Source organism: Pseudomonas sp. SIMBA_068 (assembly GCF_046534705.1).
GTDB classification, from domain to species: domain Bacteria; phylum Pseudomonadota; class Gammaproteobacteria; order Pseudomonadales; family Pseudomonadaceae; genus Aquipseudomonas; species Aquipseudomonas putida.
In genome coordinates this window covers 1-254 of the sequence record NZ_JAWRYI010001034.1, presented here as the reverse complement: position 1 = coordinate 254, position 254 = coordinate 1, and the positions used below count along the sequence as shown (strand labels likewise).

The following is a 254-nucleotide window of genomic DNA, read 5'->3' as shown; positions in this document are numbered from 1 at the left end:
ACACAGGGATTTGATGGTGTTCGAGGGTGTCGCGGGTCATGGGCCAACTCTGTTCAATCAACACGATCGCAAGCCTGGGCGGCCGACGCGATACGCCGAGCATACCGGCACTTTCTGCACGCATGGCAGGTTAAATTTGAGAATTTCGGCTTCTTATAAAAAAGCGCATGGGTCTCCAGGCTTACCTTACAAGCGCATGGATTTAGGCAACCGATGAACCTGCCGACCCGACCTGCCCAGTGGTGATCATCAAC

The 254-nt window shown here is 53.9% G+C and carries 1 protein-coding gene; it reads left to right on the top strand.

Features of this window, described 5'->3' with window-relative positions:
* Positions 1 to 217: hypothetical protein (locus tag SB756_RS32575; RefSeq protein ID WP_410913576.1), on the top strand; the 217-nt coding region annotated here is incomplete at its 5' end.
* Between the last annotated feature and the right edge of the window lie 37 nt (positions 218 to 254).